The sequence below is a fragment of the Streptomyces sp. NPDC048521 genome (assembly GCF_043199855.1).
Lineage (GTDB): Bacteria > Actinomycetota > Actinomycetes > Streptomycetales > Streptomycetaceae > Streptomyces.
Window position 1 is genome coordinate 84171 of sequence record NZ_JBICWR010000012.1, and the last position, 24613, is coordinate 108783.

The 24613-nt window shown below is 73.1% G+C and carries 31 protein-coding genes; 13 read left to right on the forward strand and 18 right to left on the reverse strand.

The features are described 5' to 3' along the window. Positions 1–45: 45 nt before the first annotated feature. Positions 46–276 carry a ferredoxin gene (locus ACGFRF_RS26095; RefSeq protein ID WP_393743833.1) on the reverse strand — a complete coding sequence of 77 codons (231 nt, stop codon included), beginning with the start codon at positions 274–276 and terminating at the stop codon, positions 46–48. Positions 277–376: 100 nt separating this feature from the next. On the opposite strand from ACGFRF_RS26095, the gene ACGFRF_RS26100 reads away from it, so the two are divergent. Further along, positions 377–826 carry a nitroreductase family deazaflavin-dependent oxidoreductase gene (locus ACGFRF_RS26100; RefSeq protein WP_393743835.1) on the forward strand — a complete coding sequence of 150 codons (450 nt, stop codon included), beginning with the start codon at positions 377–379 and terminating at the stop codon, positions 824–826. Between the two features lie 80 nt (positions 827–906). Here the strand turns inward: ACGFRF_RS26100 and ACGFRF_RS26105 are convergent, their stop codons facing one another. Then, positions 907–1938, reverse strand: coding sequence for a cation diffusion facilitator family transporter (locus tag ACGFRF_RS26105; protein ID WP_393744272.1), 1032 nt, complete (start codon positions 1936–1938; stop codon positions 907–909). A 178-nt stretch (positions 1939–2116) separates the two neighbouring features. Between ACGFRF_RS26105 and ACGFRF_RS26110 the strand changes: the two genes are divergently transcribed. Together ACGFRF_RS26110 and ACGFRF_RS26115 are read left to right on the forward strand one after the other, a co-directional pair. After that, on the forward strand, positions 2117–3133 hold the full coding sequence (locus ACGFRF_RS26110) for a glutathione S-transferase family protein (protein ID WP_393743837.1): 1017 nt from the start codon (positions 2117–2119) through the stop codon (positions 3131–3133). 28 nt (positions 3134–3161) lie between these two features. Next, positions 3162–3464, forward strand: a complete 303-nt coding sequence (locus ACGFRF_RS26115) for a DUF4235 domain-containing protein (protein WP_393743839.1) — start codon at positions 3162–3164, stop codon at positions 3462–3464. A gap of 57 nt (positions 3465–3521) precedes the next feature. Here the strand turns inward: ACGFRF_RS26115 and ACGFRF_RS26120 are convergent, their stop codons facing one another. The 4 genes from ACGFRF_RS26120 to ACGFRF_RS26135 form a co-directional block, all read right to left on the reverse strand. Continuing rightward, positions 3522–3914 (reverse strand): VOC family protein, encoded by a 393-nt coding sequence (locus tag ACGFRF_RS26120; protein WP_393743841.1) that lies wholly within the window; start codon positions 3912–3914, stop codon positions 3522–3524. Between the two features lie 51 nt (positions 3915–3965). Then, the gene (locus ACGFRF_RS26125; protein ID WP_393743843.1) at positions 3966–4430 is read right to left on the reverse strand and encodes a pyridoxamine 5'-phosphate oxidase family protein; all 465 of its coding nucleotides are present in this window, start codon (positions 4428–4430) and stop codon (positions 3966–3968) included. 226 nt (positions 4431–4656) lie between these two features. After that, positions 4657–5508 carry a hypothetical protein gene (locus ACGFRF_RS26130; RefSeq protein WP_393743845.1) on the reverse strand — a complete coding sequence of 284 codons (852 nt, stop codon included), beginning with the start codon at positions 5506–5508 and terminating at the stop codon, positions 4657–4659. A 62-nt stretch (positions 5509–5570) separates the two neighbouring features. Next, complete coding sequence (locus tag ACGFRF_RS26135; protein ID WP_393743847.1) at positions 5571–6539, reverse strand: GlxA family transcriptional regulator; 969 nt, start codon at positions 6537–6539, stop codon at positions 5571–5573. A 71-nt stretch (positions 6540–6610) separates the two neighbouring features. Here ACGFRF_RS26135 and ACGFRF_RS26140 point away from each other — a divergent pair, with 71 nt between their 5' ends. The 3 genes from ACGFRF_RS26140 (at position 6611) to ACGFRF_RS26150 (ending at position 8861) form a co-directional block, all read left to right on the forward strand. Next, positions 6611–7561, forward strand: coding sequence for an NADP-dependent oxidoreductase (locus ACGFRF_RS26140; RefSeq protein WP_393743849.1), 951 nt, complete (start codon positions 6611–6613; stop codon positions 7559–7561). 175 nt (positions 7562–7736) lie between these two features. Next, the gene (locus ACGFRF_RS26145) at positions 7737–8117 is read left to right on the forward strand and encodes an anti-sigma factor antagonist (RefSeq protein ID WP_393743851.1); all 381 of its coding nucleotides are present in this window, start codon (positions 7737–7739) and stop codon (positions 8115–8117) included. A gap of 93 nt (positions 8118–8210) precedes the next feature. Next, positions 8211–8861, forward strand: a complete 651-nt coding sequence (locus tag ACGFRF_RS26150) for a DUF4230 domain-containing protein (RefSeq protein ID WP_393743853.1) — start codon at positions 8211–8213, stop codon at positions 8859–8861. Here ACGFRF_RS26150 and ACGFRF_RS26155 read toward each other — a convergent pair whose 3' ends face one another. From ACGFRF_RS26155 to ACGFRF_RS26180, 6 genes are all read right to left on the reverse strand, one after another. Next, positions 8862–10619 (reverse strand): complex I subunit 5 family protein, encoded by a 1758-nt coding sequence (locus ACGFRF_RS26155; protein WP_393743855.1) that lies wholly within the window; start codon positions 10617–10619, stop codon positions 8862–8864. After that, a complete protein-coding gene (locus ACGFRF_RS26160) occupies positions 10619–10966 on the reverse strand; it encodes a sodium:proton antiporter (protein WP_393743857.1) in 348 nt (115 codons plus the stop codon). The genes ACGFRF_RS26155 and ACGFRF_RS26160 overlap by 1 nt, the downstream gene beginning before the upstream one ends. Positions 10967–10976: 10 nt before the next feature. Then, complete coding sequence (locus ACGFRF_RS26165; protein WP_393743859.1) at positions 10977–11714, reverse strand: MnhB domain-containing protein; 738 nt, start codon at positions 11712–11714, stop codon at positions 10977–10979. 136 nt (positions 11715–11850) lie between these two features. Then, a complete protein-coding gene (locus ACGFRF_RS26170; protein ID WP_393743861.1) occupies positions 11851–12111 on the reverse strand; it encodes a Na(+)/H(+) antiporter subunit B in 261 nt (86 codons plus the stop codon). 33 nt (positions 12112–12144) lie between these two features. Further along, positions 12145–12597 (reverse strand): monovalent cation/H+ antiporter complex subunit F, encoded by a 453-nt coding sequence (locus tag ACGFRF_RS26175; RefSeq protein ID WP_393743863.1) that lies wholly within the window; start codon positions 12595–12597, stop codon positions 12145–12147. Further along, on the reverse strand, positions 12594–12788 hold the full coding sequence (locus ACGFRF_RS26180) for a hypothetical protein (protein ID WP_393743865.1): 195 nt from the start codon (positions 12786–12788) through the stop codon (positions 12594–12596). The genes ACGFRF_RS26175 and ACGFRF_RS26180 overlap by 4 nt, the downstream gene beginning before the upstream one ends. Positions 12789–13019: 231 nt before the next feature. Between ACGFRF_RS26180 and ACGFRF_RS26185 the strand changes: the two genes are divergently transcribed. Together ACGFRF_RS26185 and ACGFRF_RS26190 are read left to right on the forward strand one after the other, a co-directional pair. After that, positions 13020–13577, forward strand: a complete 558-nt coding sequence (locus ACGFRF_RS26185; RefSeq protein WP_393743867.1) for a VanZ family protein — start codon at positions 13020–13022, stop codon at positions 13575–13577. Between the two features lie 94 nt (positions 13578–13671). Continuing rightward, a complete protein-coding gene (locus ACGFRF_RS26190) occupies positions 13672–14904 on the forward strand; it encodes a lectin (RefSeq protein WP_393743869.1) in 1233 nt (410 codons plus the stop codon). Positions 14905–14913: 9 nt separating this feature from the next. Here ACGFRF_RS26190 and ACGFRF_RS26195 read toward each other — a convergent pair whose 3' ends face one another. From ACGFRF_RS26195 to ACGFRF_RS26205, 3 genes are read right to left on the reverse strand one after another with little or no spacing between them, the layout of a single operon-like run. Next, positions 14914–15159 (reverse strand): hypothetical protein, encoded by a 246-nt coding sequence (locus tag ACGFRF_RS26195; protein ID WP_393743871.1) that lies wholly within the window; start codon positions 15157–15159, stop codon positions 14914–14916. A gap of 35 nt (positions 15160–15194) precedes the next feature. After that, positions 15195–16220 (reverse strand): DNA topoisomerase IB, encoded by a 1026-nt coding sequence (locus tag ACGFRF_RS26200; RefSeq protein ID WP_393743873.1) that lies wholly within the window; start codon positions 16218–16220, stop codon positions 15195–15197. 3 nt (positions 16221–16223) lie between these two features. Then, positions 16224–17027 carry an SDR family oxidoreductase gene (locus ACGFRF_RS26205; protein ID WP_393743875.1) on the reverse strand — a complete coding sequence of 268 codons (804 nt, stop codon included), beginning with the start codon at positions 17025–17027 and terminating at the stop codon, positions 16224–16226. Between the two features lie 162 nt (positions 17028–17189). On the opposite strand from ACGFRF_RS26205, the gene ACGFRF_RS26210 reads away from it, so the two are divergent. The 4 genes from ACGFRF_RS26210 to ACGFRF_RS26225 all read left to right on the forward strand — a co-directional run bounded on the left by ACGFRF_RS26210 (position 17190) and on the right by ACGFRF_RS26225 (position 20731). Beyond that, positions 17190–18254: a PHP domain-containing protein gene (locus tag ACGFRF_RS26210; RefSeq protein WP_393743877.1), complete on the forward strand. Its 1065-nt coding sequence runs from the start codon at positions 17190–17192 to the stop codon at positions 18252–18254. A gap of 16 nt (positions 18255–18270) precedes the next feature. Continuing rightward, positions 18271–18927, forward strand: coding sequence for an HAD family hydrolase (locus tag ACGFRF_RS26215; RefSeq protein ID WP_393743879.1), 657 nt, complete (start codon positions 18271–18273; stop codon positions 18925–18927). A 479-nt stretch (positions 18928–19406) separates the two neighbouring features. Continuing rightward, positions 19407–20438 carry an SDR family oxidoreductase gene (locus tag ACGFRF_RS26220; protein WP_393743881.1) on the forward strand — a complete coding sequence of 344 codons (1032 nt, stop codon included), beginning with the start codon at positions 19407–19409 and terminating at the stop codon, positions 20436–20438. A 38-nt stretch (positions 20439–20476) separates the two neighbouring features. After that, entirely contained in the window at positions 20477–20731 is a 255-nt protein-coding gene (locus tag ACGFRF_RS26225) for a hypothetical protein (protein WP_393743883.1), read from the forward strand. A gap of 273 nt (positions 20732–21004) precedes the next feature. Here the strand turns inward: ACGFRF_RS26225 and ACGFRF_RS26230 are convergent, their stop codons facing one another. From ACGFRF_RS26230 to ACGFRF_RS26240, 3 genes are all read right to left on the reverse strand, one after another. Continuing rightward, positions 21005–22294 carry an ROK family protein gene (locus tag ACGFRF_RS26230; protein WP_393743885.1) on the reverse strand — a complete coding sequence of 430 codons (1290 nt, stop codon included), beginning with the start codon at positions 22292–22294 and terminating at the stop codon, positions 21005–21007. Positions 22295–22379: 85 nt separating this feature from the next. Beyond that, on the reverse strand, positions 22380–23357 hold the full coding sequence (locus ACGFRF_RS26235) for a phosphotransferase family protein (RefSeq protein WP_393743887.1): 978 nt from the start codon (positions 23355–23357) through the stop codon (positions 22380–22382). Positions 23358–23377: 20 nt separating this feature from the next. Beyond that, positions 23378–23611 (reverse strand): hypothetical protein, encoded by a 234-nt coding sequence (locus tag ACGFRF_RS26240; RefSeq protein ID WP_393743889.1) that lies wholly within the window; start codon positions 23609–23611, stop codon positions 23378–23380. 158 nt (positions 23612–23769) lie between these two features. Between ACGFRF_RS26240 and ACGFRF_RS26245 the strand changes: the two genes are divergently transcribed. Further along, positions 23770–24264 (forward strand): FBP domain-containing protein, encoded by a 495-nt coding sequence (locus ACGFRF_RS26245; protein WP_393743891.1) that lies wholly within the window; start codon positions 23770–23772, stop codon positions 24262–24264. Positions 24265–24613 lie beyond the last annotated feature (349 nt).

Genomic DNA, 24613 nt, shown 5'->3' on the forward strand with positions numbered 1-24613 from the left:
AACCCTATCGACGCCTCTCGGACCGGTATCCGGGCGACCGGTACGTCAGCCGCCGGACTCCGTCACGCTGATGGCGCTCACCGGGCAGGCCTGGGCCGCCACCCGGACCATGGGGTCGTCCGTGCCGTCCTCGCGGCCCGGGAGCAGGGTGCTGTAGCCGTCGTCGTCCTGGGTGAAGACGCGTGGGGCGGCGAGCGCGCACTGGCCGGCGCCGATACAGACGTCCCTGTCGCCGGCCGCAGTCCCCCGGTCTTCATCGAGCGGTGTGGTGATCACCCGGTCGGGCGAAGCTCTCCGCGGTACGGATGATTCGTGCGGTCGCCGGTGTTGAGGCCCGGTGGCAGACAGTTGCCGACCGATGAAGGAGACGGATCCCATGCCTCTTGAGGGCGAGTACGAGCCGAGCCCGACCCAGTGGGTGCGCGAGCAGGTCGAGCTGTACGAGAGCTCCGGCGGGACGAAGGGCACGACACTGCTCGACACCGGACTGCCGGTGATCGTCCTGACCACGCGGGGCGCGAAGAGCGGGAAGATCCGCAAGACACCGCTGATGCGGGTGGAGCACGAGGGGTCGTACGCGGTGGTCGCCTCGCAGGGCGGGGCGCCCAAGCATCCGGTCTGGTACTTCAACGTCCAGAGCGACCCGCATGTCGAGTTGCAGGACGGTCCGGTCAAGCGGGACATGCGGGCCCGCGAGGTCACCGGCGCGGAGAAGGCCGAGTGGTGGGAGCGGGCGGTGGCCGCGTATCCGCCGTACGCCGACTACCAGAAGAAGACCTCGCGGGAGATCCCCGTGTTCGTGCTGGAACCCCTCGACGAGAGCTGAGGTCCGGCCCGGATCCGGTCCGTTCTGGAAAAATCTGTTCCGCAGAGGTGTGAGGTCGGCTCCGGGCGGGCACTCGTGCGTCAGGCCCCGCCGCGTTCCCCCGTCGCGGCGGGGCACTCTTGTGCCTCGCCGGCCGGCCGGTCGGTCACATCGAGGAAGATCTGGTCCGCGTCGGGGAACGTCCGGGCCAGGGAGCGCTTGATGCGCACGGCGACCTCCTCGACCCGCTCGCTGTCCAGGCCCGGTACCAGGTCGATGCGCGCGGCCACCAGGGTGGAGTCGAGGCCCATCTGCATCGTGAACAGCGCCTCCACGCTGTCGATCTCCGGCTGCGCCTCGAGCAGCGACCGGATCCTGCCGCTCAGTTCCGGGGCGGCGGCCTCGCCGATGAGCTGGTCACGGGCGTCGCGCCCGAGCCGGTAGGCGACGTACACCAGCAGCACGCCGATGGCCAGCGACGCGGACGCCTCCCACACCACCTGTCCGGTGACCATGTGCAGGGCCATGCCGATCAGGGCGAGGGTCACGCCCAGCACCGCCGTGCCGTCCTCGGCGACCACGGTCCGCAGCGCCGGGTCACGCAGCCCGCCGAGGCCGCCGCCCTGCCGGCGCACCTGGTGCAGGGCCCGCAGCAGCGAGGCGCCCTCGGCGATGAGCGCCACGCCGAGCACGATCAAGCCCGCCACATAGCCGCTGAACTTCTCCTCGGCGCCCCCGCGCAGTGCCTCGAAGCCCTGGAAGAAGGAGAAGCAGCCGCCCATGACGAAGATGCCGACGGCCGCGAGGAGGGACCAGAAGAACCGCTCCTTGCCGTAGCCGAAGGGGTGCCGTGCGTCGGCGGGGCGGCGGCTGCGGCGCAGAGCGGCCAGCAGGAACACCTCGTTGAGGCTGTCGGCGACGGAGTGCGCGGCCTCCGACAGCAACGCGGGCGAGCCCGCGAGGATGCCGCCGACGGCCTTCGCGACGGCGATCACCAGATTGGCGGCCAGCGCCACGAGGATGGTGACCTTGGTGTGCCGGTCGGTCGTCGACCGGGCCGGCCGGCTCGTCTCCGCGACCTCCGTGCCGGAGGGCGGTGCCGCCGCCCGGTCCGGCGTCCCCGCGTCCGCCACTGGGGCGCGGGTGTGGGTCGCGCCGCTGTCCCCGGCCGTCCGTGCGGCCGTCTCCCGTTCCGAGGATGTCCCGCTCATCTATCGGCGACTGCCCCGGGCCGTGCGGATCACACCGTGCGGGCGGCGGAAAACGGGGAACGCGTTGCACCGGGGTCCCCGGCCGGCGAGGAGGAGACAGATGAGCGGCGACGGCAACAGCGCCTACGGCCACACGACGTTCACCCGCTCCAGGAGCCACTTCCAGGACCGCGTCACCGCCGACGGCCGGGACGGCTGGCCGGTGGCGCCGGGCCGCTACCGGCTGGTGGTCTCCCGTGCCTGCCCGTGGGCGAGCCGGGCGGTGATCTCGCGCCGGCTGCTGGGTCTGGAGGACGCCCTGCCGATGGGGGTCGCCGACCCGATCCAGGACGACCGCAGCTGGCGGTTCACCCTCGACCCGGACGGGCGGGACCCGGTGCTCGGCATCCGGTTCCTGAGCGAGGCCTACGACCGACGGGAGACGGACTACCCGGGCGGGGTGAGTGTGCCCGCGCTCGTGGACGTCCCCAGCGGGCGGTTGGTCACCAACGACTACCAGCGGCTGACGCTGGACCTGGCCACCGAGTGGACGGCTCTGCACCGCGCCAGCGCGCCCGACCTGTACCCGGCCGGCCGGCGCGAGGAGATCGACCAGGTGATGGCGGAGGTCTACGAGGACGTGAACAACGGCGTGTACCGGGCCGGGTTCGCCACGCGGCAGAAGCAGTACGAGGAGGCGTGCCGGGCGGTGTTCCGGCGGCTGGAACTGCTCGCCGAGCGGCTGGCCGGGCAGCGGTATCTGGTCGGCGACACCCTCACCGAGGCGGACATCCGGCTGTTCACCACGCTGGTCCGGTTCGACGCCGTCTACCACGGTCACTTCAAGTGCAACCGCTGGAAGCTGGCCGAGAACCCGGTGCTGTGGGCGTACGCCAGGGACCTGTTCCAGACACCCGGGTTCGGCGACACCGTCGACTTCGACCACATCAAGCGGCACTACTACCAGGTGCACAGCGGCATCAACCCCACCGGCATCGTGCCCCTCGGCCCGGATCTCGCCGGCTGGCTGAGTCCGCATCACCGCGCGGAGCTGGGCGGCCGGCCCTTCGGCGACGGTACACCTCCGGGACCGGTGCCTGAGGGCGAACGAGTGGCCCCGCAGGGACGCCCCGCATGAGGACCGCGTGACGAGGAAGGAGTCACACATGGCCAAGAACAAGAAGAACAAGCTCCCACTCGCCTACAAGCCGGTCGGATTCGTGCTCAGCTGGGCGGGCGGTGCGTTGGCCGGTATGGCCTTCCGCAAGGCGTGGATGGCGATCCGGCACGAGGACGACGCGCCCGACGCCCTGGACCCGGACCGCGGCTGGGGTGAGATCCTGCTGGCCGCGGCGGTCCAGGGCGCGATCTTCGCGGTGGTGCGCAGCGCCGTGGACCGCACCGGTGCCAAGGCCATCGCCCGGTCGACGGGTGTGTGGCCGGTCACCGACAAGGGCGGCCGGGACTGAGCCCTGGGGAGTGTCCTGCGGCGTGGTCCGGAAGACACTCCCCTAGAAGACACTCCCCTAGCCCTGTTTGGGGGCCCTCGTCGGGCTCAGGCGCAGGGTGAAGGAGTGTCCGGCGGGGTCGGCGTAGCCGCGTTCCTCGTACGGCCCCGCCGCGTCCCTCGTCTCGATCGGCCGGCCGCCGAGCCCCACCACCCGGCGCTCGGCCTCGTCCAGGTCCTCGACCAGGAAGTCGAGATGGACCTGGAGGGAGTTCTCCGGGCGCGGCCAGCTGGGCGGGGTGGCGTTGACGTCGCGGCGGAAGGCCAGCCGGGCACCGTCCGCGCCCCGGATCTCCACGAGGTTGGCGGACGCCTCCGTCTGTTCGCCTTCCAGCAACTCCTTGTAGAACTGGGCGAGTTTTTCGGGCTCGGCGCAGTCCAGCACCACGATGCCCGCTTTGACCAGTGGCATGCTTCCTCCCGGGATTCTCCTCTCCCCTGCGGATATCCCGGGCCACCGGATTCAGTCGGCGGGCAGCCACTCCCCGTCGCGCATCAGCTCCCGGCCCCGCAGCTCGTTCGCCTCGCGCCAGGCCTGGACGCGCTGCGGAGTGATACTGAAGTACAGGTACGGGGTGGCGAGTCGGCGGGGGTCGAAGCCGGTCTTCCCGGCGAACACCTCGGCGTCCTCCTCGGGCAGGTCCTCGGGGGTCACCGCCCGGGCGGTTCCCTCGACGATGACGACGTCCCGGGTCGGGCCGATGCCGAGGCGGGCGACGCCGGTGGCCACGAGGTTGCGGCCGGTGGGGCTCTCTGCGGGGGTGGCGATCAGCAGGGTGGAGCCGTCCCACACGAAGGACAGCGGTACGAGATAGGGGGTGCCGCCGTCGGGGCCGGCGGTGGCGACCCAGGTGTCGACGTCGTGCTCCAGCCGGTGCAGGGTGTCCTTCTTGCGCTGTGCGGCGGAGCGGGCGGGCTCTGGGGTCATGTCGTACGGCCTCCTGGTCGTCGTGCCACGGGTATGACGCGCGGACGCCGTCCAGTGTGACGGTCACTGATCGGTGCCGGCCCGGATCTCGTCGAGGCGTGTCCGCGTGTGACCGGTCCGTGCCGCCTCCGGGTCGCCCCGGAGGGCGTGCGCGGGGCCCGGCCGTGCAGTCCCCCCGCGCCCCTGGGGAGTTGCCGTACCACCGGATGCGGGGCTCGGGAGGCGGTCAGGCGCAGGCCACCGGCTTCTTGAGCTGCGGCCAGGCCTCCACGCCCTCGGCTGTGCGGACGTAGGCCGTCGCCTTGTCGTCCGTCAGCCACAGCCGACGGCCGCGGTGGTGGTACCCGGTGTCATGGGCGCCGGCAGGCATGCGGGTCTTCCCGCGGTACGGCGCCCGGAGCAGGCCGTACCGGCCCAGCACACCCTCGGGGTCGCGGGCGTACGTCCGGTCGTCCAGATCGAGGAAGTGGGCGGACTGCCAGCCGCAGTGCTCCGGTCCCGGCGAGCTGCTGAGCCGGGTCACCGGTAGCCTCCGGCCCTCGCGGTCCGTCCAGATCTCCCACCCCGTGGTGTCCGTGAAGCTCGCGGGGAGCTCGGCGGGATCGCAGGAGGCGTGGGTCTCCGGGCCCCAACCGGGCCGGTCCTTCCGGTCCTCGGCCACCACGACGGCCACCTTGGTGCGGCCGCCGACGTCGAAGGAGTACAGCACCCGGTCCGCCTCCTCGCGCTCCACGCGGTAGCCGTGGTCGGGCTCCTCGGGCTTGACCATGTCGAAGTAGAGGGCCAGCCCCTCCTCCGGTGTGTCACCGCCCTCGGACGCGGCCCACCCGTCGGGTCCGGCGCCGTCGAAGATCTCCCCGTCGCACTCCAGCGCCCGGCCGGCGGCCCCGGAGGCCAGGCGCAGCGCCCGGGGACCGCTGTCGTCGACGTCCTCGGTGGGCACGTGGAGCGGGCCGCCGTAGGGGGTCGCGGGTGGGGTCCCCGTCACCACCAGGTCCGGTCCGGGGCCGTCGTCGCACCCCGCCACCGTCACCGCCGTCAGTGCCGTCAGTGCCGCCGCCACGAACCCTCTGCGCATGTCCCGCCCCCTGTTCTCCCCTGCGGTGTGCCGTCCTTCGACGCGGGAGCGGACCGGAACGTTCAGCGGGCCCGCTGGAACGTCCTGCGGTACGTCTGCGGGGACACGCCGATCGCCGCGTGCAGGTGCTGGCGCAGCGAGGCGCCGGTGGCGAAGCCGACCTCTCCGGCGATCCGGTCCACGGACAGGTCGCTGGACTCCAGCAGGTGCCGGGCGCGGGCCACGCGCTGCTGGATCAGCCAGCGGCCGGGGCTGAGGCCGACCTCGTCGTTGAAGCGACGGGCGAAGGTGCGCAGGCTCATCCGGGCGTGCCCGGCGAGATCGGCCAGGGTGAGCGGCTCGTCCAGCCGCTCCAGCGCCCAGGCGCGGGTGTCCGCCGTGCTCGCGGCGCCGCTGACCGGGATCGGCTGCTCGATGTACTGGGCCTGGCCGCCGTCCCGGAACGGGGGGACGACACAACGGCGGGCGACGGCGTTGGCCAGCTCGCTGCCGTGGTCGGTGCGCACGATGTGCAGGCAGACGTCGACGCCGGAGGCGGCGCCGGCCGAGGTGAGTATGCGGCCGTCGTCGACGAACAGGACGTCCGGGTCGAGGTCGACCTGCGGGAACCGGCGGCGGAACAGGTCGGCGACCTGCCAGTGCGTGGTCGCCCTGCGGCCGTCCAGCAGGCCGGCCGCGGCCAGGACGAAGGCGGCCGTGCAGATGGAGACGATCCGTGCGTGCGGGCGGATGCGGGCGAGCGCTGCGGCGACGTCGTGCGGCAGCCCGGTGGGGATGTGGTCGGTCGCCATGGAGGCGACGACGACCGTGTCGGCGGTCTCGAGGAGCTCGGGCCCGTGCTCGACACCGACGGTGAAGTCGGCGTTGGTGCGCACCGGCCGGCCGTCGACGGTGCAGGTCAGTACCTCGTAGTGGCCGTCGGCCGCGCCGAGGATGCGGCTGGGGATGCCCAGCTCGAAGGGGTAGACGCCGTCGAGTGCGAGGACCACCACGCGCTCCGGCCGCCGGGTGCGCAGCTGCAGGTCGAGCATGGCACGATCCTATCGGACGTTGGCCATCATGCCATTTCCTGGGCGGGCGGAGCCCGGCAGGCTGGGTGACCATGAGCGATGTGAACACGATGCGAGCCATCAGCCAGGACGTCCTCGGCGGTCCCGAGGTCCTGAAGGAAGTGCAGGTGGAGCGGCCGAAGCCGCGCCCGAACGAGGTGCTGGTCCGGGTGCGGGCCGCCGGGGTCAACCCCACCGACTGGAAGCACCGGGCGACCGGCGGGTTCCTGGGCGAGCCGCCGTTCGTCCTCGGCTGGGACGTGTCCGGCGAGGTCGCGGCGACCGGGATCGGCGTCGTCGCCTTCCAGCCCGGCGACGAGGTCTTCGGCATGCTGCCCTACCCGTTCGGCCACGGCTCGCACGCCGAGTACGTGATCGCCCCGGCCCGCGCCCTGACGCACAAGCCGGCGTCGATCGACCACACGCAGGCGGGCGCGCTGCCGCTGGTGTCCCTGACCGCCTGGCAGGCGCTGACCGAGCACGCGGACGTGCGGCCCGGGCAGCGGGTGCTGATCCACGCGGCGGCGGGCGGGGTCGGGCACGTGGCCGTGCAGATCGCCAAGGCGCGCGGCGCGTACGTGATCGGCACGGCCAGCGCGGGCAAGCACGACTTCCTGCGGGAGATCGGCGTGGACGAGCCCGTCGACTACCGCTCCACCGACGTCACGGAGGCGGTGCGGGACGTGGACATCGTCCTGGACACGCTCGGCGGGGAGACGTCCGTGAAGTCCCTGCGGGTGCTGCGGCCCGGCGGTGTCGTGGTGTCGATCGTGCCGCTGGGCTCCCAGGAGTTCTACGAGGAGGCCGAGCGGCTCGGCGTAAGGGCGGTGCGCATGCTGGTGGACGCCGACCGCGCCGGGATGCGGGCGGTCGCCGAACTGGCGGAGTCCGGGAAGCTGAGGGCGACGATCGCCGGGACGTTCCCGCTGGCCGACGCGGCGAAGGCGCACGAGCTGGGCGACACCGGACGCACGACGGGCAAGCTGGTGCTGCTGGCCGGCTGACCCGGGGCGGACCCGGTGCCGGGCGGTGGGCGCGTCCCATGGCACCCGGCCCGCGCCATGAGACGCCGCAAACCCGAAGACATATGTCAATCGAACATGCTCAAATTCCTTCCATCGAGGGTAACTTGACGATCGGGAAACCGATGTCCGGGCGCGGGTGGGAGGTGATGTCGTCGTGCGAGACGAGCCCGCTGCGCGCACCCGGCATCTACGGGTGCACGAACACCGCGGCTACACGGTGCTGGAGTTCCGGGGCGAGATCGACATCGCCGCGGCGGCGGAGATAGGTCCCTTCCTGGACCGCGTCACCCAGCGCAGCGGCGCCCGGGTCGTGATCGATCTGCGGCCGGTGGAGTTCTTCGACTGCTCGGGACTGCGGCTGCTGTACCGGGCTCGCGCGCGGGTCCTGGAGCGCGGCGGCCGGCTGCATCTGGTGTGCACCCACCCGCTGACGCTGCGCGTCTTCCGGGTGACCGGCCTGACCCGGCTGCTGCCGCCGCATCCGACGCCGGACGCGGCCCTGGCCGAGGCCGAGGCCGCGTCCGGCTCGCTGTGACCCCGGTCGGCGTCTTGGGTGCCGATCGGTCAACTCACCGGTCTGGTACGGCGGTCGGCGGGCATCCGGAGAGCAGGAAGGAGGACCGTCGCGATGACGACTTCCGTCAGGCGCCTGCCCGGCTGGGCCAAGGCCGTGGCCGCGCTCGTCCTGGTGCTCGCCGTGCTGTTCGCCGGAATCCGGCTGGCCGTGCTGCCGGGCATCAAGGATCTGTTCGGCACCGAGACGCACGACCGTTCCGGACCCGCACTCCTGAAGTCCATCCAGGACATGAGCCGTTACAACGCCGCCTCGGGCAACTTCCAGGTCGTCGTGGACCTGGACAAGGACGCGAAGTTCCTGCCCGACACCATCCGCGGCACCCGCACCCTGTACGTCGGCGCGGGCACCGTGGACGCCTATGTCGATCTGGGCCGGGTCGGTGAGCAGGACGTGCGGGTCAACGGCGACCGCACGTCCGCCACGCTCCGGCTGCCGCACGCCCGGCTCGGCAAGCCGGCCCTCGACCCCGACCACTCCTACGCCGTGTCCAAGCAGCGCGGGCTGCTGGACCGGCTCGGTGACCTGTTCTCGGACAACCCCAACAGCGAGCAGGCCGTGCAGAAGCTCGCCGTGCGGCACATCGGCGACGCGGCCAGGAGCAGCGGACTGACCGCCCGGGCCGAGACCAACACCACCGGCATGCTCCAGGGCCTGCTGCGCTCGCTCGGCTTCGAGGAGGTGCGCATCAGCTACGGCTCCTGATCAGCCGCCCACTACCCCCGGCAGGACCAGCGCCCCCAGCACGGTCGCGCCGAACAGCAGCCAGGCCACGTAGTCGCCGACGTGGCCTGACTGCAGGCGGCGCAGGGGCGAGGCCCAGTCGGGGGCGGCCACCCAGCGCGGGCGGGTCACGGCGAGCCCGGCGAGGGCCGCGGCCAGCACGGCGGAGGCCACCCCCAGCAGGACACCGTGCAACGTCCAGTGCACGGAGGCGTGGGCGCCGCCCGACCCGGCCTCGTTGACGGAGCGGGCCACCAGGTCACCGAGGCCGGGGGTCGCACCCGCGGCGAGGCCGGCGGCGAGCAGCACGGCGGGCACCGTCGTCATGGTGTCCGGGATCCGGCGCAGCAGGCTTGCGGTCTCGGGCTTCTCGTCGGAACCGCTGGTCTCGTACTCGGCGTCCTCCGGGCGCGGACCGAGCCCGAGGAACACCCGGGCGGTGACCCGCAGGACGGCGCCCGCGGTGATCGCGGAGGCGGCCACGTAGACCACGGTGAGCGGGCCGCCGACCGCCTCCTCCGTGACCGCCTTGCCGAGCGCGGTGCCGAACGGCGGCAGGCCCGCGAGGCCGAGGGCGCCGACGGCGAACATCACCGCGGTGGCCCGGAGCGGGCGGGCGCGGCCGTGCAGCGCGTGCTCGTCGACGCTGCCGTACCGGTCGAGCAGCACGCCCGCGCAGGCGAACAGCGCGGCCTTCACCCCGGCGTGCCCCAGGATGTACAGGGCGACCCCGTCGTCGCCCTCGGGGGTGAGGACGCCGAGGCCGACGAGGAAGAGGCCGGTGTGGGCGACGGTGGAGTAGGCGAGCAGCCGTTTGATGTGCCGCTGGTACCAGCACATGACGGCGCCGGTCGCGGCCGTGAGGGTGCCGAGCGCCACCAGGGCCCGGGTCAGGTCGGCGGCGGGGATGCCGCCCGGTCCGGCGAAGACGGTGCCGTACACGCGCCAGACACCGTAGGCGCCGAGTTCGACCATCACGCCCGAGAGCAGCATGCAGACAGGGGTGGGGGCGACGGCGTGCGCGTCCGGCAGCCAGAAGTGGAAGGGCACGGCGGCCGCCTTCACCAGGAGTCCGGTCAGGACCAGCACGAAGGAGGCGAGGACGAGGGCGTCCGGGGCGCCGTGCGCGTCGAGTCCGCGCCCGATCTTCGACATGGCCAGTTCGCCGGTACGGGCGTACAGCAGGGCGATGCCCATCAGCATGGCGTACGCGCCCAGGGAGTTGACGACGCCGAAGGTCAGGGCGCCCTGGACGGCCTTGGCCTCGTCGATGCGGTAGCCGGTCAGGGCGTAGGCCACCACGCTCATCAGCTCGAAGAACACGAACGCGTTGAACAGGTCGCCGGCGAGGGCGAATCCGCACATGGCACCCTGGAAGACCAGCATCAGCGCGGTGAACGCGCCGGTGCGGCCGCGCGGTGGCTCGTCGAAGTAGCGCCAGGAGTAGGCGAGGGCGGCGAGGGTAAGCAGCGAGACCAGTGCGGCCATGCCGAGCGCGGGACCGTCCCCGACCACCATGATGCCGACGCTCTCCCCGCCGACGGGCAGCCATCCGCCGACCCACTCGATCATCGGTGGGGAGGAGTCGAGGAGCAGCACGAGGGCGAGGGCGGCCGTACCGCCGGAGATCACGAAGCCGGTGATCTCGACGGCGGCGCGGGGCAGATGGCGGCCGGTGGCCACCAGCAGGGCGGCCCCGAGCAGCGGGATCGCGACGAGCAGCGGGAGCAGATGGTGCATCAGCCGCGCAGCTCCCGGAGTTCGTCGGGGTCGACCGTGCCGTGCCGTTTGGCGATCTGCAGGACCAGGGCGAGCAGCAGCGCGGTGACGGTGGCGCCGACGACGATGTCCGTGAGGGTGAGGGCCTGGACCACCGGGTCGACCACCGGCCGGGAGCCGGGCTCGAGGTCGGAGAAGACGGGCGCGGTGGCGCCGTCGCGGTAGCCGAGCGCCAGCAGCAGGACGTAGGTGGCGCACTGGCAGACCGCGAGGCAGCCGACGGCGTGGATGAGGTTGCGGCTGGTGGCGAGGCCGTAGCAGCCCGTCAGGAAGATGTAGGCGGCGATCAGGTAGGGAAGGACGTGCATCACGGCGTTCTCATCTCCCGTGCTCCTCCTCGATCTCGACGGCCTGGTCGAGGAAGTGGGCGAGCAGGACGACGACCGCGCTCGCCACCTCCATGCCGATGGCCGCGTTCAGCAGCGGGACGGTGCCGCCGGAGGACAGCGTGTCGAAGGTGCCGTACGGCAGCAGCGTGTTGGCCAGGAACGCGGTGCCGGCGAGGACTCCGGCGAAGCCCAGTACGAGGTAGCAGGAGACGGCCAGCGCGTCGGAGGTCTCGTACACGGCGAGCGGGCGCACGCGTTCCAGCGCCCGGTAGTCGGCGCCGAGGTAGAGCAGGTGCAGGGCGGTCGCGGCGACGACCCCGCCCTGGAAGCCGCCGCCGGGGCTGAGCTGGCCGTGGGCGATGACGTACAGGCCGGTGATCAGGGCGACGGGCAGCGCGATCAGCGCGTAGCGGCGTACCGGCCGTGCCACGCCGGCGGGTTCGGGCGGGGCCCGGTGTTCGTCGCGGGCCTGGCGCAGCAGCACCACGCAGCCGAGGACGGCGGCGAACAGGATGCTCATCTCGCCGAGGGTGTCGTAGGCGCGCTGGTCGAAGTTGACGGAGGCGATGGTGTTGGCGGTGTGCCGGTCGAGGGAGGCGTGGACGGCCCGTCGGCCGTACGGGTGCGACCGGCCGCCGAAGTGGGGCAGGTCGAGGCAGGCGGCGACGAGCAGGGCGGCCAGGCCGGCGCCACCGACGGCCAGCAGCCACCACCGCAGCCGCTTCACCGCGCACCGTCCTTCACCGTCACGTCGCACCGTCCTCCACCGTCACTCCACGCCGTCCTTCACCGTCACGTCGCACCGTCCTCCACCGTCACTCCACGCCGTCCTTCACCGTCACTTGGCGCCGTCCCCTTCGCCCTCACTCCGCGCCGTCCTTCGTCCGGCCGCGCCGTCTGACCTTGCGGACCGAGAGCATGATCAGCAGCGGGGTCAGCGCGGATCCGACGGCCAGCTGGGACAGGCCGACGTCCGGCGCCTGGAGCACGGTGAACAGCACGGCCAGGACGATCCCGAGCACGGACAGCACGAGTGCCTGGCGGGCGGGGTCGCGCTGGGCCACGGCGGCGGTGGCGGACACCGCCACCAGCAGCAGGGCGACCACGATCACGGCATCGGCCATGCCGCACCTCCCCCTCGCCCGTCCGGCCCCGGGTCAGCCACCGCGCACCCCCTGGAAGCCGCCCGACAGCGCCCGTGCGGCGATCACGTTGCCGCCGATCAGCAGGGCGCCGATCACCAGCAACTTCACCATCGCCCGGCCCGGCCCCGTGGCCACGCACAGCGCGACCACGACGACCGCGCCCAGTCCGGCGGCGGTCCAGGTCAGCCCCCAGGCACTGGACCGCTCGCGCTCCAGCTCGTCGGAGAGGAGCCGGGCGAAGACGAGGGTGCCGACCGGGCCGAGCAGGGCGAGCAGCAGGGCGAGGTCGACGTAGGACGGGCGGCCGTAGCCCTGGGAGAGGAGCAGCAGGGCGGGGCACACGGCCGAGGTGGTCAGGTTCTGGGCGATCACCCGGCGGGCCGTGGGGCCGGTGGTCACGCCCCACAGGGCGGCCGCCCCTCCCCCGCCCAGTTCGACGGTCGCGGCGAGGATCCAGCCGTTCACCGCCAGCTCACCGCCCGCCGGCCCGCCCGGGCCAGAGCCGCGCCCACGGCGGCACAGCTCGCTCCGACGATCCGCTCCAGGGTGTCGACCGTCGTGACGAGTACCAGCCACAGCAGCGCCAGACCGGCCCACCAGGCGAGGAGTTCGCCGGCGGCGAGGAGGATCGTGCGCGGGGCCGTACGCCGGGTCATCCGCCACCTCCTCGGTCCGCTCCGCGCGCATGTGCGGTGCTTCGTCCCCTTCGCCGCTTGGGGCATCCAAGCACCGCCGGGCCCGTGGCGGGCGGCGGCACGCTGGTCCGCGTCCGGAGTGCCCCAGGAGCGTGAACGGAAACCAGTGGTGTGCGCCGGGCGGGGGCATCCGGGGCGGCGGGGCGGGTAACCGGCCTAGGGACATCGCGAAGTTGAGGACTGGAGGACCTGATGGCCCGTACCGCCCTGCGCCTGCCCGCGGTCTTGCGCGCTCCCCGAAAGCGAGGGCGGGCCGAGGAGATACGGCCCGCGGCCGGGCGGCACGCGCTTCCGCTGCCCGTCCGGCTGCTGGCGATGCTGGTCGCCTTCGCGTTCATGGTGGCCTTCGCCGTCGTTCTGGCCCGGATCACCCTCCAGCCGTCCCCGGCCTCGGTGCCGCTGACGCACAGCAATCTGCACCCGGGCCGCTCCCTGCGGGCCTACGTGGAACAGGCGCAGTTCCGGGACGCCGTCAAACAGCTCGGCGGGAACGTGCTCCTCGGCATGCCCTTCGGGGTGCTGGTACCGGTCCTCGCCCCGCGGGCCCGCGGGATGCTGCGGGTGCTGGCGCTCACAGCGCTCGTGATGCTGATGGTGGAGCTGGCCCAGGGCGCGCTGGTCACCGGGCGGGCCTTCGACATCGACGACGTCATCCTCAACACCGCGGGGGCGCTGCTGGGTTGGCTGCTGCTGGGGCGGCGGCTCGGGCGAGGCATCCACCGGCGGGTGAGCGGAACGGCGGCTGAATGATCGTCAGCAACCGGTCCGTACCAGAGTATTGACGCTCTCTTATCTCACTCCTTAAATCAAGAGGAATCATGCCCCCCACGCCGAACGGAGAGCCATGGTCTCCCCACGCCTGCTCCGCAGATGTCTCCTCGCCGTCCTCTCCGCCGCGCTGGTCGGCTCCGCCGCCGTCGGCCCGGCGCGGGCCCAGACCGACGCCCCGGCGGCAGCCGCCGCCACCACCTTCTCCGACACCTTCGACGGGCCCGCGGGCGCCGCGGTCGACGGCTCGAAGTGGACGCTGGAGACCGGTGACAACGTCAACAACCACGAGCGGCAGTACTACACCTCGGGCACCAAGAACGCGGCCCTGGACGGCCAGGGCCACCTGGTCATCACGGCCCGCAAGGAGAACCCGGCCGGCTACCAGTGCTGGTACGGCAGCTGCCAGTACACCTCGGCCCGGCTGAACACCGCCGGCAAGTTCACCGCGCAGTACGGCCATGTCGAGGCCCGGATGAAGATCCCGCGCGGACAGGGCATGTGGCCGGCGTTCTGGATGCTCGGCACGCCCGTCAACTGGCCGGACTCGGGCGAGATCGACGTGATGGAGAACGTCGGTTTCGAACCCTCCACCGTGCACGGCACCATCCACGGCCCCGGCTACTCCGGCTCGGGCGGCATAGGCGCGGGCTACTCCCTGCCGAACGGTCAGGCCTTCGCCGACGCCTTCCACACCTTCGCCGTCGACTGGGCGCCCGACTCGATCACCTGGTCGGTGGACGGGAACGTCTACCAGCGGCGCACGCCCGCCGACCTGGGCGGGAAGACGTGGGTGTTCAACAAGCCGTTCTTCCTCATCCTGAACCTCGCGGTCGGCGGCTACTGGCCGGGCGACCCGGACGGCTCCACCCAGTTCCCGCAGCAGCTGGTGGTCGACTCGGTGTCCGTGACGACGAGCGGCAGCGCGGCCGGGGTCCCGATCCGCGGTCTCGCCGGCAAGTGCGTGGACGTGGCCGGCGCGAACCCGGCGAACGGCACCCCGGTCCAGCTCTACGACTGCAACGGCACCGCCGCGCAGGCGTGGACGGTCGGGTCGGACGGCACGCTCCGGGCGCTCGGCAAGTGCCTGGACGTCACGAGCAACGGCACGGCGGACGGCTCGACCGTCCAGCTGTGGGACTGCACCGGCGGCCCCAACCAGAAGTGGACCGTCACCGGGGCGCACGACATCGTCAACCCGCAGGCGAACAAGTGCCTCGATGTCACCGGGAACAACTCGGCCAACGGGACGCGGCTGCAGATCTGGACCTGCACCGGCGGCGCCAACCAGAAGTGGACGGTCGGCTGAGCCGTCGGCTCAGTGGACCTTCCAGGTGTACTTGTCGCCGCCCACGAAGCGGACCACGTCCGGGTCGTCCAGGTCGTGGATCGGGATGCCGCGGGAAGCGGCCGCCTCCAGCACGTCGGTCACGGTCCTGGCCCGACCGACCACCTGACCGTCGATCTCCATGATCCGGAAGGGCGGCTCGCCGGGCCGGCCCGGGCACACGCCGTGCACCAGGACCCGCGGATGGCAGATGTGGGGTGCTGCTTGTTCGGTCATGCAATTCAGCGTAGAACGCAACGCGGGTGGGCGGGTCATCCACGGGAGCCGTCCAGCAGATCGAGGACGGCGGCCTCGACCGCCCCTTGCGTGGCCGGACGCCCGAAGTCCCCGTGCTCGCCCAGCCGGGTGAGCGCGGGGGCGATCGTCACACCCCGTTCGAACAGCTCGAAGACCGCGGGATCGATGTAGGACGCCCGGCACACCGCCGGGGTGTTGCCCAGGTAATGGCTGACCTCGCGGACGGCACGGGTGATCTGCCGGCGCCGGGCCGCCTTCGAGGCGCGGGCGGTGCCGGCCGCCACGGCGACCGCCACGGCGGCGAGGACGGTGGCGTGCCAGGTACGGAAGTCCTTGGCGGTGACATCGGTGCCGGACAGCCGGCGCAGCGCCTCGTTGAGGTCGTCGCTGCGCAGGTCGTGCCAGGAGCGGTGCTCGTAGAAGGCGAGGAAGCGGTCGCCGCCGCGCGGGCGGCGCAGCAAGGAGCGGGCGACGGTCCGCACCTGGTCGTCGACGAGGGCGCGGACCATCTCGACGCCGCCCTTGGCCGGGAAGCTGAACGTGATCCCGTCGCGGCCGCAGGTGACGTGTTCGCGGAGCATGGTCGTCAGGCCGTAGGTCTCGCTGTTGCGGGTGTGCCGGTCGCTGCCGATACGGAAGAAGCCGAGGTCGAGCAGGCGGACCGCGCAGGCGGTGACCCGGGCCCGGTTCAGCCCGCGCCCCGCCAGATCGCCCGCCACCTTGGCGCGCAGCTCGGGCAGGGCCCGTGCGACCTGCCGGACGTGCTCGTGCTTGGCCTTGTCCTGCTCCGCCCGGAACTGCTCGTGGTACAGGTACTGCCGGCGTCCGGCGTCGTCCGTGCCGACCGCCTGGAGGTGGCCGTTGGGCCAAGGGCAGATCCACACGTCGCGCCAGGCGGGCGGGATGGTCAGGGAGCGGATGCGGGAGAGCTGTCCGGGGTCGGTGAGGGGCTCGCCGGCGTCGTCGACGTAGCGGAAGCCCCGGCCGCAGCGGATCCGCCGGTAGCCGGGGCCGTCGCAGGAGCTGGTACGCAGCCTCATGGGTCAGGGACGGCGCCAGTCGTCGCTGGTCAGGTGCGATCCGGCCTGCGGGCCCATGCGGAGCATGCCGCCGTCGACGCTCCAGGAGGCGCCGGTGACGTAGGAGGCGTCCGGGCTCGCCAGGAAGGCGATCACGGCGGCCACCTCGCGGGCGTCGCCGGGCCGTCCGAGCGGGACGCCGGGCCGGGACTCCGTGTGCACGTCGGTGTCCTCCTGACCGGTCATCGGCGTGGCGATCTCGCCCGGCGCCACAGCGTTCACCGTGATGCCGTACTCGGCCAGCTCCAGCGCCATCACCTGGGTGAGCAGGCCGAGCCCGCCCTTGGCCGCGCAGTACGGGGCCGCGCCGACCCGGGGCTGGTGCTCGTGGACGGAGGTGACGTTGACGATCCGGCCCCCGTCGCCCTGCCGGATCATGCGCCGCGCCGCCCGCTGCCCGCACAGGAACGGGCCGACGAGGTCGACGTCGAGGACCCGGCGTACGTCCGCCAGGGTCAGGTCGAGGTAGGGCGTCATGGTGCCCGTACCGGCGTTGTTGACCAGGACGTCGATGCGGCCGAGTGCGTCGCACAGCTCGTCGACGGTGTCGGCGGCCTCGGGCAGCCGGGTGAGGTCGAGCTGGGCGACGGCGGCGCGGCGGCCCTTGTCGCGGACCTCCCGCGCCGTCTGCTCGGCGCCCTTCTCGTCGGTGTGCCAGGTGATGCCGATGTCCAGGCCCGCCTCGGCCAGACGTACGGCGGTGGCGCGGCCGATGCCACTGTCTCCGCCGGTGATCAACGCCGTTCGCTGCGCGGCTGGAGTGGACATGGCAAACCTCCTCGTGGGGGGACACGTGGACGAGACATCGCAGTACCCGGGCGTGCGGTGGACAAACGGGGGCGGTGGAGGGCGGACGTCGACCGCGGGCCGTGGGGGGTGTGCGGGCGGTTCCCCGCGCCTTGGCGGGGCGCCTGGTGGACCCTGGTGTGCATGGACCCCGTCGCCGCCCTTGACCGGATCGCCTTCCTGCTGGAGCGGGCGTTGGCGCCCACCTATCGCGTACGTGCCTTCCGTACCGCCTCCCGGACGCTGGCCGCGCTGCCCGAGGGCGAGATCGCCGAGCGCGCGGCGACCGACACGCTGGAGTCGCTGCAGGGCGTCGGGCCGAGGACCGCCCAGGTGGTGCGGGAGGCGCTGGCCGGGGAGGTGCCCGGTTATCTGCGGAAGCTGGAGGAGGAGGCCGGGGCGGCACCCGTCTCGGGTGCCGGTGCCGGGCTGCGGGCGCTGATCCGCGGGGACTGCCACACCCACTCGGACTGGTCCGACGGGGGCAGCCCGATCGAGGAGATGGGGCGGGCCGCGGCCGACCTCGGCCATGAGTGGACCGTCCTCACCGATCACTCCCCGCGGCTGACCGTGGCCCGCGGTCTGTCGCCGCAGCGGCTGCGCGACCAGCTGGCGGTGGTGGCCGAGCTGAACACGCGGTGGGCCCCGTTCCGGCTGCTCACCGGCATCGAGTGCGACATCCTCGAGGACGGCTCGCTGGACCAGGAGCCGGAGCTGCTGGAGCAGCTGGACGTGGTCGTGGTGTCCGTGCACTCCAAGCTGCGGATGGACGCCCGGTCCATGACCCGCCGGATGGTGGCCGCGGTCCGCGATCCGCACGCCGACGTCCTCGGGCACTGCACCGGCCGCCTGGTGACCGGCCGGGGCCGGCCGGAGTCGGAGTTCGACGCGGACGAGGTGTTCGCCGCGTGCGCCGAGTCCGGGACGGCCGTGGAGATCAACAGCCGGCCGGAACGGCTGGACCCGCCCCGGCGGCTGCTCCGCACGGCCGTGACGGCGGGGGTGCTGTTCTCGATCGACACCGACGCGCACGCGCCCGGCCAGCTGGACTGGCAGATCCTCGGCTGTGCCCGCGCGGAGGAGTGCGGGGTGCCGGCCGAGCGGGTGGTGACGACGTGGTCCGCGGCCGAGCTGCTCGCGTGGACGCGCGGAGGCCGTACGCCGGCACGCGTGGCGGATGCCGGGCGTGGTACCCGGTCCGGCGAGTGAGAGAAAGGATCCCCGGATGGACCGTGCCGCCGTCTTCGACGTCGACGGAACCCTCGTCGACACCAATCACCTGCATGTCGTGACCTGGTGGGAGGCCTTCCGGCAGGCGGGCCACCAGGTGCCCATGCACGCCGTCCACCGGGCCGTCGGCCTCGGCTCCGGCGATCTCGTCGCGCACCTGCTGGGCGACGACCGGGACAAGGGGCAGGACGCCGAGCTGAGCGCGGCGCACACGGCCCTGTACGGCCAGTACTTCGACCGGCTCCCGGCCCTGCCGAAGGCCGGGGAGCTGCTGCGGCGGCTGCACCGGGACGGCTGGACGGTCGTCCTCGCCACCTCGGCGAGCGGTGCCGAACTGGGCGCGCTGCGCCGGGCGATCGACGCGGACGACGCCATCGCGGACACGGCGAGCGCCGACGACGTCGAGGAGGGCAAGCCGGCCCCGGAGCCGGTGGAACACGCCCTGGAGCTGGCCGGGGTCCCGGCGTCGCGGGCGGTGTTCGTCGGGGACACCGTGTGGGACATGCAGGCAGGCAGCAAGGCCGGGGTGCGCTGTGTGGGCCTGCTGTGCGGTGGGATCCCCCGTGCCGACCTGGAGGAGGCGGGGGCGGAGGTGGTGTACGCCGACCCCGCCGATCTGCTCGCCCGGCTCGACGGGAGCCCGCTGGGCTGAGCCTCGCCGAGGGTGAGGCAGGTCACGTACCGGGGCGGAACACCAGGGGGTGGTTGCCCGTTGAACAAGCCGTGGGTACGGATGGGACAGTGTCCCCGGGCCTCACCCTTTGCCCACAGGGACGATCGTTCGGCTGAAGCCCTGTGGAGCCTTTCGCCGAGAGGCGACCGCCATCCGTGCCCGCCCTTGACCGCCCCGGTCGTGATTCCCCCGTCACGGCCGGGGCCTCTCCACATGAGGCCCCGCTCACCGGCCCCCGGCGACCCCGGCCGGCACGGCGCTCCGGGCCCGTCCGGCGGCGAGGAACTCCGGCTCGGTGAGGCGGGACGGGACGTCCGCCGTGTTCGACGCCCTCGATGTCTCCGCGCACCGGCCCGCACGGTCGGTTACCTCGCGCGTCATGCCGCGTGTGCGGGAGCGGCGCCCGGGTACCCGGGCGGTCGTCGCAGCCTCCGCCGCGAGGACGGAAGGAGCCGAAGGTGAGCAGCTCAGAGGGCAGCAGGGTGGTCGTGACCGGCGCCACCGGCAATGTCGGGACGAGCGTGGTGCGCCTGCTCTCGGAGGATCCCCGGACCAAATCCGTGCGGGGGCTGGCCCGGCGGACGCCCGCGTGGTCACCGCCGAAGACCGAGTGGTCCGCGGTCGACCTGGCCTCGGACCAGGCGAACCTCGCGGAGCGGTTCGAGGGCGCCGACGCCGTGATCCACCTGGCCTGGGCCTTCCAGCCGACCCATGATCCGGCCACCACCTGGCGCACCAACGTGCTCGGCGGCATCCGGGTGTTCGAGGCGGTCGCCGCGGCCCGGGTGCCGGTACTGGTGCACGCCTCCTCCGTGGGCGCCTACTCGCCGGGGCCGAAGGACCACGCGGTGGACGAGTCATGGCCGACGCACGGCTGGCCGGACGCCGCGTACTGCCGGGAGAAGGCGTATCTGGAGCGCGCGCTGGACGTGTTCGAGCGCGACCATCCCGAGGTGCGGGTGGTCCGTATGCGCCCGGCCTTCCTGTTCAAGTGGGAGTCGGCGAGCGAGCAGCGACGGATCTTCGGCGGGCGCTTCCTGCCCGGGCCGCTGGCCCGGCCCGAGCTGCTGCCGTTCCTGCCGGACGTCCCGGGCCTCCGGGTTCAGGCGCTGCACACGGACGACGCCGCCGAGGCCTACCGGCTCGCGGTGCACACGGACACCGCCCGGGGCGCCTACAACCTGGCCGCGGATCCGCCGCTCGACGCCGGTGTGCTCGCCGAGCTGCTCGGCACCCGGCCGGTGCGGCTGCCGCGCGCGGCGGCCCGGTCCGCCATCGCCGCCGCCTGGGGGCTGCATCTGCTCCCCGCGTCGCCGCACCTGTTCGACGCGGTGCTGCGGCTGCCGCTGATGGACTGCGCCCGGGCGCACGCGGAGCTGGGCTGGCAGCCGACGCGGACGGCGACCGAGGTGCTGCGGGAGTTCCTGGACGGCCTGCAGAAGGGCGGCGGCATGGAGACCGAGCCGATGCGGGGGCGGAAGGTCGGTTGAGCGAAACACCGGGAACCGAGGAGGCGAGGGAGAACGCCATGGCCGGAGAGCGGCAGCGGGAGCCGGGTCAGGACACCGGCGCGGACGAGCGGCCGGTGCCGAGGGACATGCCCGATCAGCAGGCCCGGCCCGACGAGGATCCGTGGGACGTCGGCCCCGGCCGTCCGATCGACGACGAGCCGGACGAGGACGTCGCGCCGGACACCGACGAGGCCGGCAGCGGGCCCCGGGGCGCGCCGCGTTCCGGCACGGTGCACCCGGAACATCCGACCCCGGACGAGCCCACGGCCTGAAGCACCACCCGAGACGAACCACGCGAGGCGGCCCGCCGCTTGAGAAGGAACCCCCTGCGGCGGCCCGCCTCGACGATGGGCTGCCGTCCGGGCTTGCCCTTGCCCCCTACGTCCCCGGAAGCCGCCGCCATTGCTGCCACCGCTCGTCGCGAACCCCGGTCGAGGGGCGGAACCCCCGCACAGCCCACGCCCCGACGCTGGGCCGGCTCCCTGGCCTGCCCGGCTTCCGTTGTGTTCCCCAAGTCACCGCGCTGTCCCGGCGCCGACGCGCGGTCAGCGGGGGGCGCGCTCCTCGAGTGCGGCGCGCCAGGCCGGCAGGCGGTCCTCGCCGACCGGTTCGGGGCGCCGGCCGCCGCTGGCGAAGAAGTCGGCCAGCGGCAGGATCGCGGCGCCGACGGTGACGGCGTCGGGGCCCAGCCGGCCGAGTTCGATGGTGACCTTGTCGGCCGGGTGGCGCAGGGCGTACGTCGTCGCGTGCCGGCGGACGGCGGGCAGGAAGCGGGAGCCGAGCTGGAGCCCCGCCCAGCCGCCGATGAGGATCCGCTCGGGCTGGAAGAGGTTGATCAGGTCGGACAGTCCGGCGCCGAGGTATTCGGCGGTCTCCTCCAGGACGCCCAGCGCGACCGGGTCGGCCGCGGTGCCCTCGGGCGGGTAGGCGGCGGCGAGCATCGCGGTGAGCGCGGTCTCCTCGTCGGTGCCCTCGGGCGGCCGTCCGCCCTCCTCGCGCCAGCGGGCGAGCAGCGACTCGGCGCCCGCGTAGGCCTCCAGGCAGCCGGGCGCCCCGCAGCGGCAGCGGCGTCCGCGGACCCGGACCGTCAGATGACCCCACTCGACGGCTCGCCCGTGTTCCACCTCGGGGGTGACGAGGCAGGCACCGACGCCGGAGCCGAAGAGCACCACGACGGCGTTGCGGGCGCCGCGACCCGCGCCGAACCACATCTCGGCCTGCCCCAGCGTCTTGGCGCCGTTGTCGATGAAGTACGGCACCTCGTCGGGGAGCTGGGAGGTCGAACGGAGCAGCCGCTCCAGCGGGACGGCGTCCCAGCCGATGGTCTGCCCGTGCACGACGGCGCCCCGGTCCGGGGTGTGTTCGACGATGCCGGGGACGCCGACACCGACGCCGAGCAGCCGCTCGGGCACGGCCTGCTCGGCGGTGAGGACCTCGGCGATGCCGTCGCGGATGTGACCGGCGATGACGTCCACGTCGTAGCCCTGCGGGGTCAACGGGCGTTCGACGCGGGCGAGTTCGGTGAGGGCCAGGTCGAACAGCTCCACCCGGACCCGGGTCTCGCCGACGTCGACGCCGATCATCTGGCCGCTGTGCGGGGCGACGCGCAGCAGGGTGCGGGGCCGGCCGCCGTCGGAGTCGACGCTGCCGGCCTCCTCCACCAGGCCGTCGGCGACCAGGTCCGCGACCACGTTGCTGACCGAACCGGAGCTGAGCCCGGTCGCCGGGCCCAGCTCGAAACGGCTGAGCGGGCCGTCGAAGTAGAGCCGCTGCAGCACCGCCGTACGGTTGCCCCGTCTCAGGTCGCGTACCGTGCGCCCGCTGCGCCCCGCCATGTGGCTCCCTTCACGAACCCAGCCCGACCTGCAACATACCCCTTCGGACAGCCGGGGCGCGACATTCTCCAACCCTTAGTTCATGCTATGAGCTAAGAGGGCGGCGCCTGATTTCGTCCAGCGCGGCGACGAGTTCCGGCGCGACCGCCTCCCGGACCCAGCGGGCCTGGGCCGCCCCGACGTCCCGCGGAACCGTCTCGACCAGCATGATCACGTACAGATAGGCGCGGTACAGGGCCAGCCGGAGGCGCTGCGGGCGGCCGAAGACGATGTGGCACCCGCCGTTCCGGTATCCGGCGAGGAAGTCCGGGTCCTTCTCGATGTCGTCCAGCAGGGCGAGGGAGACGAAGTCGGCGATCGGGTCGCCCCAGAACATGCGCTCGCCGTCGACGAGACCGCCGATGCGGGGCCCGGCCGGGGTGCGGTCGACGAGGATGTTGCCCCGCCACAGGTCGAAGTGGACGGGGCGCGGCACGGTGACCTCGTCCAGCGCGTCGTAGCCGGACCGCAGCGTACGGGCCACCTCGTCGACGGGGTGGGGCAGCTCGGCGGCGTATTCGCGGGCGTCGGCCAGGACCGCGTCGACCATCGCGGTGAACGCCGTACGCCAGTCGGGGGCGAGCGGGCCGAGCGCGCCCGACGGGTAGCCGAAGCCGGGTCCGGCGAGCCGGTGCAGCCGGGCCACCTGCGTACCCGACTCGCGCCGTAGGGACGCCTGTTCCGCCTGGGTCAGGGTGTCGTCCCAGGGCGTTCCCGGGCACAGGGTCTGCAGCGTGTGCCGCACCGCCGGGCCGGTGTCCGTGTGCACGGTGCGGGGCGCGGGGACACGGGCCTCGGCGGCGGCGCGGCAGAACTCCGCCTCGGAGCGCAGCAGCCGGGACTCGTAGCGCAGGCCGGGTCCGGTCGGCGCGGTCTTCAGCACGTAGCGGCCGCCGTCGGTCAGCCGCAGTTCCTCTACGGTGTTGTACGTACCGCCGCCGAGGGGACGCAGCGTGGCCGGCCGGGCGGGCGGTATGCCCGCCTCGGCCAGGACCCGCCGGGCCCGCTCCTCCGAGTCCCCCACCGAGCCCCCTCCCCCGCGGCTCAGCCGGCCGCGCACCCGTCCTCCGCACAACGCCCGTCCGCCGCCCGCGTGTCGAGCCACCGCTGGGCCGCCGCCTCGTCGGCGCCGGGGGTGCGTTCCCGGTACAGGGTACGGAACGCCTCGCGGACTGCGGGTGCCATGCGGTCGCCGTCGCCGCAGACGTACACCCGGGCCCCCCGGCGGTCGGCGGCTCCCCGACCGTCGTCGGCCTCGACGGCGATGCGGTGCTGCACGGAGGCGGCCCCGTTCTCGTCGTCGCACCCCCCGCCGAGAGGTACGGCTCTCCCGGTGTGCCGGAAATCCATTGGCCCGCTCTCCGGTTTGCTACCTACGCTAGCCGTGAACCTAGAACCCTTAGGTTCACGGCATCGCATCCGGAAGGGCTCCCCTCATGAGATCGCTCACCGAGCAGGACATCCGCACCTCCTTCGTCAATTGCTCCAAGGGGGAGGCCAAACGGCTGGCGGTCCCGCGTGACCTCGGTGAACGCCCGTGGGACGACCTGGACTTCCTGGGCTGGCGAGACCCCGGAGCGCCCGACCGCAGCTATCTGGTCACCGAGCGGGCCGGCGGGCTCGTCGGCATCGCCCTGCGTTTCCCGGCCTCCCAGCGGGGTTTCCTGCACCGCAGCATGTGCTCGGTGTGCCTGACCACACATCCGGGCGGCGGGGTGTCCCTGATGACCGCGCGCAAGACGGGGGCGGCGGGCCGCGAGGGCAACTCCGTCGGTCTGTACATGTGCACCGATCTGGCCTGCTCGCTCTACGTCCGGGGCAAGAAGGTGCCAGAGTCCGGCGCCCGGTTCGAGGAGAGTCTGACCCTGGAGGAGCAGATCGCCCGTACGACGGGCAACCTGTCCGCGTTCGTCGACAAGCTGTACGCCTGAGTCCCACCCGGCGACGGCCGGCACGCTTGCCCAGTTGTCCCGTCTCTCCAGCCGCACGTGCGCGGCACGCGCCCGCTCCAGGGGCAGCACGGCCCGACCGCCGCCCGGCAACCGCCCCCGGCCGCCCGATCGGCGAGTCCGCGCAGGTCGGGCGGCCTGCCGGCCGGCGGTTCGCTCCCGGAGCGGGTCGAGGAAGGCGGGAAGCCGGACTGCTCCCCGGTGTTCCTCGGCGACTCCCGGGCGCGGCGCCGCCGTTGGTGCCGGCGGAGCGGTGCGGCGACCTCGCCCAGGTCGCCGGCCACCGGTCACGCAACCGGGCCGCTGCGAGGCGGTGACGCACGGCCCCTCG